Below are 5,981 nucleotides of genomic sequence, written 5' to 3'. Positions count from 1 at the left end.
GTGCAGGCGCAGGTCATGGACCTGCTCGCGGAGCTCCAGCGCGAGCTCAACATGGGCCTGATCCTCATCACGCACGACCTCGGTGTCGTCGCCGACGTCGCCGACAAGATCGCCGTGATGTACGCGGGCCGCATCGTCGAGCAGGCCCCCGTCCACGAGATCTACAAGCGGCCCGCGCACCCCTACACCAAGGGCCTGCTCGAGTCGATCCCGCGCCTGGACCAGAAGGGGCAGGAGCTCTTCGCCATCAAGGGGCTGCCGCCCAACCTCATGAACATCCCGCCCGGCTGCGCCTTCAACCCGCGCTGCCCGATGGCCCAGGACGTCTGCCGCACCGACGTCCCGCCGCTCGCCGAGGTGTCCCCCGAGCGCCGCAGCGCCTGCCACTTCTGGAAGGAGACGCTCGATGCCTCACGGTGAACACGTCAGCAAGGACGACCTCGAGCGCGAGGGAGAGATCGCCGAGCACCTCCTGCACAAGGCGCAGGCCGAGTCCGCGTTCGCGAAGAACGGCTCCGCCTCCGGCCACGAGCCCCTCCTCGAGGTGCGCGGCCTGGTCAAGCACTACCCCCTGACCCAGGGCATCCTCATCAAGAAGCAGGTCGGCGCGGTCAAGGCCGTCGACGGCGTCGACTTCGACCTCGGCCAGGGCGAGACCCTCGGCATCGTGGGCGAGTCCGGCTGCGGCAAGTCCACGGTCGCCAAGATGCTCGTCAACCTGGAGCGTCCCACCGCCGGGGCCATCAAGTACAAGGGTGAGGACATCACCAAGCTGTCGGGCCGTGCGCTCAAGGCCGTCCGCCGCAACATCCAGATGGTGTTCCAGGACCCGTACACGTCGCTGAACCCGCGCATGACGGTCGGCGACATCATCGGCGAGCCGTACGAGATCCACCCCGAGGTCGCGCCCAAGGGCGACCGCCGGCGCCGGGTGCAGGAGCTGCTCGACGTGGTCGGGCTCAACCCCGAGTACATCAACCGCTACCCGCACCAGTTCTCCGGCGGTCAGCGCCAGCGCATCGGCATCGCCCGCGGGCTCGCGCTGCGCCCCGAGATCATCGTCGCGGACGAGCCGGTCTCCGCGCTCGACGTGTCGGTGCAGGCGCAGGTCGTGAACCTGCTCGACCGGCTCCAGTCCGAGTTCGACCTGAGCTACGTCTTCATCGCGCACGACCTCTCGATCGTCCGGCACATCTCCGACCGGGTCGGCGTCATGTACCTGGGCCGCATCGTCGAGATCGGCTCCGACGCGGAGATCTACGAGCACCCGACGCACCCGTACACGCAGGCGCTGCTGTCCGCCGTGCCCGTCCCGGACCCGGACGCGCGCGAGCACCGGGAGCGGATCATCCTCTCCGGCGACGTGCCCTCCCCGGCCAACCCGCCCTCGGGCTGCCGCTTCCGCACCCGGTGCTGGAAGGCGCAGAAGCGGTGCGAGGAGGAGGTGCCGCTCCTCGAGGTCCCGGCGGTGTTCCGGATCGGCGCACAGGACAACCCGGCGCAGCATCCGTCGGCGTGCCACTTCGCGGAGGAGAAGCACGTGGTGCCGACCGAGTAGGCCGGCGCCGCGCTCCGTCAGTGACCGGTGGACCCGAGCGACCTCTTCAGGAAGTCGACCTGGAGCAGCAGCAGGTTCTCGGCGACCTGCTCCTGCGGTGTCATGTGGGTCACGCCCGACAGGGGCAGCACCTCGTGCGGCCGCCCGTCGGCCAGCAGCGCCGAGCTCAGCCGCAGCGCGTGCGCCACGACCACGTTGTCGTCGGCCAGCCCGTGCACGATGAGCATCGGCCGGTGCTGCTCCGCGGCCTCGGCCAGCCCGTCGTCCGTCACCAGCGAACTCTTCGCGTAGGCGGCCGCGTCCACCGCGGGGTCGCCGAGGTACCGCTCCGTGTAGTGGGTGTCGTAGAGCCGCCAGTCCGTCACCGGCGCCCCCGCGATCCCCGCGTGGAAGACGTCGGGCCGGCGCAGCACGGCGAGCGCCGAGAGGTAGCCGCCGTACGACCAGCCGCGCATCGCCACCCGGGACAGGTCGAGCGGGAACCGCTCGGCCAGCGCGTGCAGCGCCGTGACCTGGTCGTCCAGCGTGACCGTGAAGTCGCCGATGATCGACTTCTCGCGGCCCGGGGACAGCCCCGGCGTGCCCCGCCCGTCGGCGACGATCACCGCGAAGCCCTGGTCGGCGAACCACTGCGAGGTCAGCGCCGGGTTGTGCGCGGCCACGACGCGCTGCCCGTGCGGGCCGCCGTAGGGGTCCATCAGCACCGGCAGCGGGCCGTCGCCCTCCCGGTAGGAGGTCGGCAGCAGCACCGCGCAGGGGATCCCGGCCGCCTCGGTGAGCGTCACGCGTGCGGACAGCACGGGGCGTTCGGCGTGCGAGGCGATGTCCGCGACGTGCTTGCCCTCGCGCTCGACCCGCACCCGGGCGCCGGGCTCGTCGAGCGTGGCGGAGACGAGGACGGTGAGGTCGCCGGAGCGCACGGCCGTGTGCACGCCCGGCTCCGTCGTCAGGCGCTGCACGCCCAGTTCGTTGACCCGGTAGACGTGCACCTCGCCGGTCTCGGACGCCTCGGCGTCGGCGCCCGCGGACGCCGAGACGAGCACGTCGCCGTCGCCCACGTCGAGCACGGCACGGACGTGCAGCTGGGGCCCGGTCAGCGGCCGTTCCCCGACCGAGAGGACCCGGGCGCCGCCCTCGTCCGCGATCCGCACCAGCTGTCCGCTCGGCGACCAGCAGGGCACGCCGGGCAGCAGCTCGAGCCACTGGTCGTCCTCGTCGGCGTGCACCATCCGCGTCGTGCCCGCGACGGGGTCCACGGCCAGGTAGAGCGCGCTGCGCTGGTCGCGGGCCTGCACGAGGAGCAGCGGGGCGCCGTCCGCGGACCAGTGGACGCGCGCCAGGTACGGGTACGCCCTGCGGTCCCAGACGATCTCGGTCCGGGCGCCGTCGAGGCCGTACGAGAACAGCCGCACCTCCGCGTTGGGCGTGCCCGCCGCCGGGTACGGGGTGCGGGCCGGCTCCCGGTCCGGGTGGGCCGGGTCGGAGATCCACCAGCGCTGCACGGCGGCGTCGTCGGCGCGTGCCACGAGCAGCCGGTCGGAGTCGGGGGACCACCAGTGGCCGCGGTAGCGGGACATCTCCTCGGCGGCGATGAACTCGGCGAGCCCGTACGTGACCGTGTCCGACTCCGGTTCGGCCAGCGCCCGGTCGTCCGCCCCGTCCGCGCCGACGACCCGTAGCGAGCCCCGGGCCACGTACGCGATCCGGCGGCCGTCGGGGGAGGGGCGGGGGTCGAGGACCGGTCCCGGCACCGGGAGCTCCCGTGCGGTACCCGCGCGCAGCTCCGCCACGAACAGCCGGCCGGACAGTGCGAACGCGGCCAGTTCGACGGCGGCGTCCGTCGCGTAGCCCACGATGCCCGCGCCGCCCTCGCGGCTGCGCTCGCGCCGGGCCCGCTCCTGCGCCGAGAGCCGCTCGGAGGCGCCGCCGAGGAGGGCCACCGGGTCGGCGGCGACCCGCTCCCGGCCGTCGGCCACGTCGAGCACCCACAGCGCGTTCGCCCGGTCCGTGCCGGACGGGGAGCGCAGGAAGGCGACCCGCTCCCCGTCCGGAGCGACGGTGAAGGCGCGCGGGGCGCCCAGGGTGAAGCGCTGGGTGCGCGCGTGCTGCCGCGGGAAGGAGTACGCGCCCGCCCCGGTGTCTGTTCCGATCTCGGTGGTCATCCCCGAAGCCTAGGGCTGAACGGGCCCTTGCGCCCCCCTGTGCACTGGTGCGCCGATCGGTGCGCGGAGGTGCGCCGACTGGCGCGTGGACGCGGATCGTTGCGTTCCTGTCCGCCCCTGTGCCCCCTTCCCTCGACCCGCCCTCGACGACGGATAGTTATCATGCGTACGCACTGTGTGGGCAGGGCATTTCCGTCGACCGGATCACCTTGGAGGAGGACCGCTGTGGCACTCTCGATCTCGGCCGTGGTGCTGTTCGCGATCATCGTCTTCATTCTGATCAACAAGTCAGGTCTGAAGGCCGGGCATGCGATCGTCTGCGTGCTGCTCGGCTTCTATCTGGCGAGCTCCTCGATCGCCCCGACCATCACGGAGCTGACGACGAGCGTGGCGGGCATGCTCGGCGACATCAAGTTCTGAGGGGCGTCCCGGACGCCCTCCCGGGCCCGCCGCGCGGGCGTTCTAGGCTGGGGGCATGACCGAACTGCCCGCCCGGCGTCTGCTCCTCGTGCACGCGCATCCCGACGACGAGTCGATCAACAACGGCGCCACGATGGCCAAGTACGCCGCAGAAGGCGCCCAGGTCACGCTGGTGACCTGCACGCTCGGCGAGGAAGGTGAGGTCATTCCGGACGAACTGGCCCATCTCGCCCCGGATCGCGAGAACATCCTCGGCCCGCACCGGATCGGCGAGCTGACCGCCGCGATGAAGGAGCTCGGGGTCACCGACCACCGCTTCCTCGGCGGCCCCGGCCGCTTCCACGACTCCGGGATGATGGGCACCGAGCAGAACGAGCGGCCCGGCGCCTTCTGGTCCGCCGACCTCGACGAGGCCGCCGCCCCGCTCGTCGCCGTCGTCCGCGAGGTCCGCCCGCAGGTCCTGGTCACGTACGACCCCGACGGCGGCTACGGCCACCCCGACCACATCCAGGCGCACCGCGTCGCCCGGCGCGCCGCGGAGCTCGCCGCCGAGCCGGCCTTCCGCCGCGACCTCGGCGACCCGCACACGATCGACAAGATCTACTGGAACCGGGTGCCCCGCACGCTCGCCGAGGACCGCTTCCGGCACCTCGCCGCCCACCTCGACGCCACCCCCTTCGCCGCGTGCGCCACCGTGTCCGACGTGCCCGGGGTCGTCGACGACGACCGGATCACCACCGAGATCGACGGCCGCCCCTACGCGGACCGGAAGGCCGCGGCGATGGCCGCGCACGCCACCCAGGTGGACGTCGCCCCCGGCGGCACCGTCTTCGCCCTGTCGAACGGGCTGGCCCAGCCGCTGTTCGACGTCGAGTACTACGAGTTGGCGCACGGCGAGCCCGGATCGGCCCGTGAGCAGGACCTGTTCGAAGGAGTGCGGGCGTGAGCGGCGGCACCGGCGGCAGGGCCGCGGCGGACCGGCAGGTCGATCTCCCCTTCTCCTTCGGCGGCGCCTCGGCCGGACGGATCGCCCTGCTGCTCCTCCTGTTCGTGCTCGGCGCGGTGGCCGGCGCCGCGGGCGCGCTCGTCCAAAGCGGCTGGTTCCCGGGCGGGTTGCTGCTCGCCCTGGCCGGCGCGGCGGGGCTCTTCCACGGCGGCGCCCGGCTGCTGCGCTCGCGCGGCGGCGCGCTGGCCCCCGCGGCCGGCTGGCTCGTCGCGGTCGTGCTGCTGACCACGAGCCGCCCCGAGGGCGACTTCGTGTTCGGTGCCGGACTGGGTTCGTACGCGTTCCTGCTCGGGGGGATGGCGGTGGCTGTGATGTGCGCCACCCTTGGCCTCGGGCAGCAACCACCCGCGTCCGACGCCCGACTTGGGAAGTGACGTACCACTTCGACGACCTCGTCGCACGGGATTCACCATCCGTCACACAGTGACTCCCGGCCGCGGACAGTATGGTGGTGCGCGCCGCCGAGCAGCCCGCGCGAGGTAGAGACGGGCGGCGGAGCCAACCGGGAGAACCTGCCTTGAGCCGTGAAACTGACAGTTCGTCCTCCGGGCCCCAGGGGCGCGGCGGTGCCGCGTACCCGTCGGGCACGCCTCCGTACGGGACCTCCGCGCGCGGCGCGGCCGGTGACGCCGGTCCGACGCCCCCGGGCGACGAGGGCACCGACACCCCGGACGCCCCGAAGACGGAGACCACGCTGACGACCCGGATCCGGATCAACATCCCCGGGTCCCGGCCGATCCCGCCGGTCGTGATGCGCACGCCGATGAGCGACGCGGACGGCAAGCCGAAGGAGGCCGCCGAGTCCGGCCGCGCTCCGGCCGCCCCCGCCGACGAC

General features: G+C 72.9%; 6 protein-coding genes and 1 pseudogene. 6 read left to right on the top strand and 1 reads right to left on the bottom strand.

The annotated features are described in order from the left end of the window. On the top strand, positions 1–420 hold a 420-nt coding region (locus tag GTW43_RS24520), incomplete at its 5' end, for an ABC transporter ATP-binding protein (protein ID WP_161304199.1). Beyond that, positions 407–1,558, top strand: a complete 1,152-nt coding sequence (locus GTW43_RS24515; RefSeq protein WP_161304198.1) for a dipeptide ABC transporter ATP-binding protein — start codon at positions 407–409, stop codon at positions 1,556–1,558. The genes GTW43_RS24520 and GTW43_RS24515, both read left to right, overlap by 14 nt. Positions 1,559–1,575: 17 nt before the next feature. Here the strand turns inward: GTW43_RS24515 and GTW43_RS24510 are convergent, their stop codons facing one another. Next, positions 1,576–3,720 carry a prolyl oligopeptidase family serine peptidase gene (locus GTW43_RS24510; protein ID WP_161304197.1) on the bottom strand — a complete coding sequence of 715 codons (2,145 nt, stop codon included), beginning with the start codon at positions 3,718–3,720 and terminating at the stop codon, positions 1,576–1,578. A gap of 225 nt (positions 3,721–3,945) precedes the next feature. On the opposite strand from GTW43_RS24510, the gene GTW43_RS24505 reads away from it, so the two are divergent. The 4 genes and pseudogenes from GTW43_RS24505 to GTW43_RS37645 form a co-directional block, all read left to right on the top strand. Further along, positions 3,946–4,140, top strand: a complete 195-nt coding sequence (locus tag GTW43_RS24505; RefSeq protein WP_161304196.1) for a hypothetical protein — start codon at positions 3,946–3,948, stop codon at positions 4,138–4,140. A 55-nt stretch (positions 4,141–4,195) separates the two neighbouring features. Continuing rightward, complete coding sequence (mshB, locus tag GTW43_RS24500) at positions 4,196–5,086, top strand: N-acetyl-1-D-myo-inositol-2-amino-2-deoxy-alpha-D-glucopyranoside deacetylase (protein ID WP_161304195.1); 891 nt, start codon at positions 4,196–4,198, stop codon at positions 5,084–5,086. After that, positions 5,083–5,520, top strand: a complete 438-nt coding sequence (locus tag GTW43_RS24495) for a DUF6113 family protein (protein WP_343246108.1) — start codon at positions 5,083–5,085, stop codon at positions 5,518–5,520. Before mshB ends, GTW43_RS24495 begins: the two co-directional genes overlap by 4 nt. A 143-nt stretch (positions 5,521–5,663) precedes the next feature. Beyond that, positions 5,664–5,981, top strand: a pseudogene (locus GTW43_RS37645) (hypothetical protein); the annotation flags it as partial.

The organism is Streptomyces sp. SID5785, from assembly GCF_009870065.1.
In the GTDB taxonomy this organism is placed as follows: domain Bacteria; phylum Actinomycetota; class Actinomycetes; order Streptomycetales; family Streptomycetaceae; genus Streptomyces.
The sequence above is the reverse complement of the archived record's forward strand: the minus strand, read 5'-3'. Positions and strand labels throughout refer to the sequence as shown.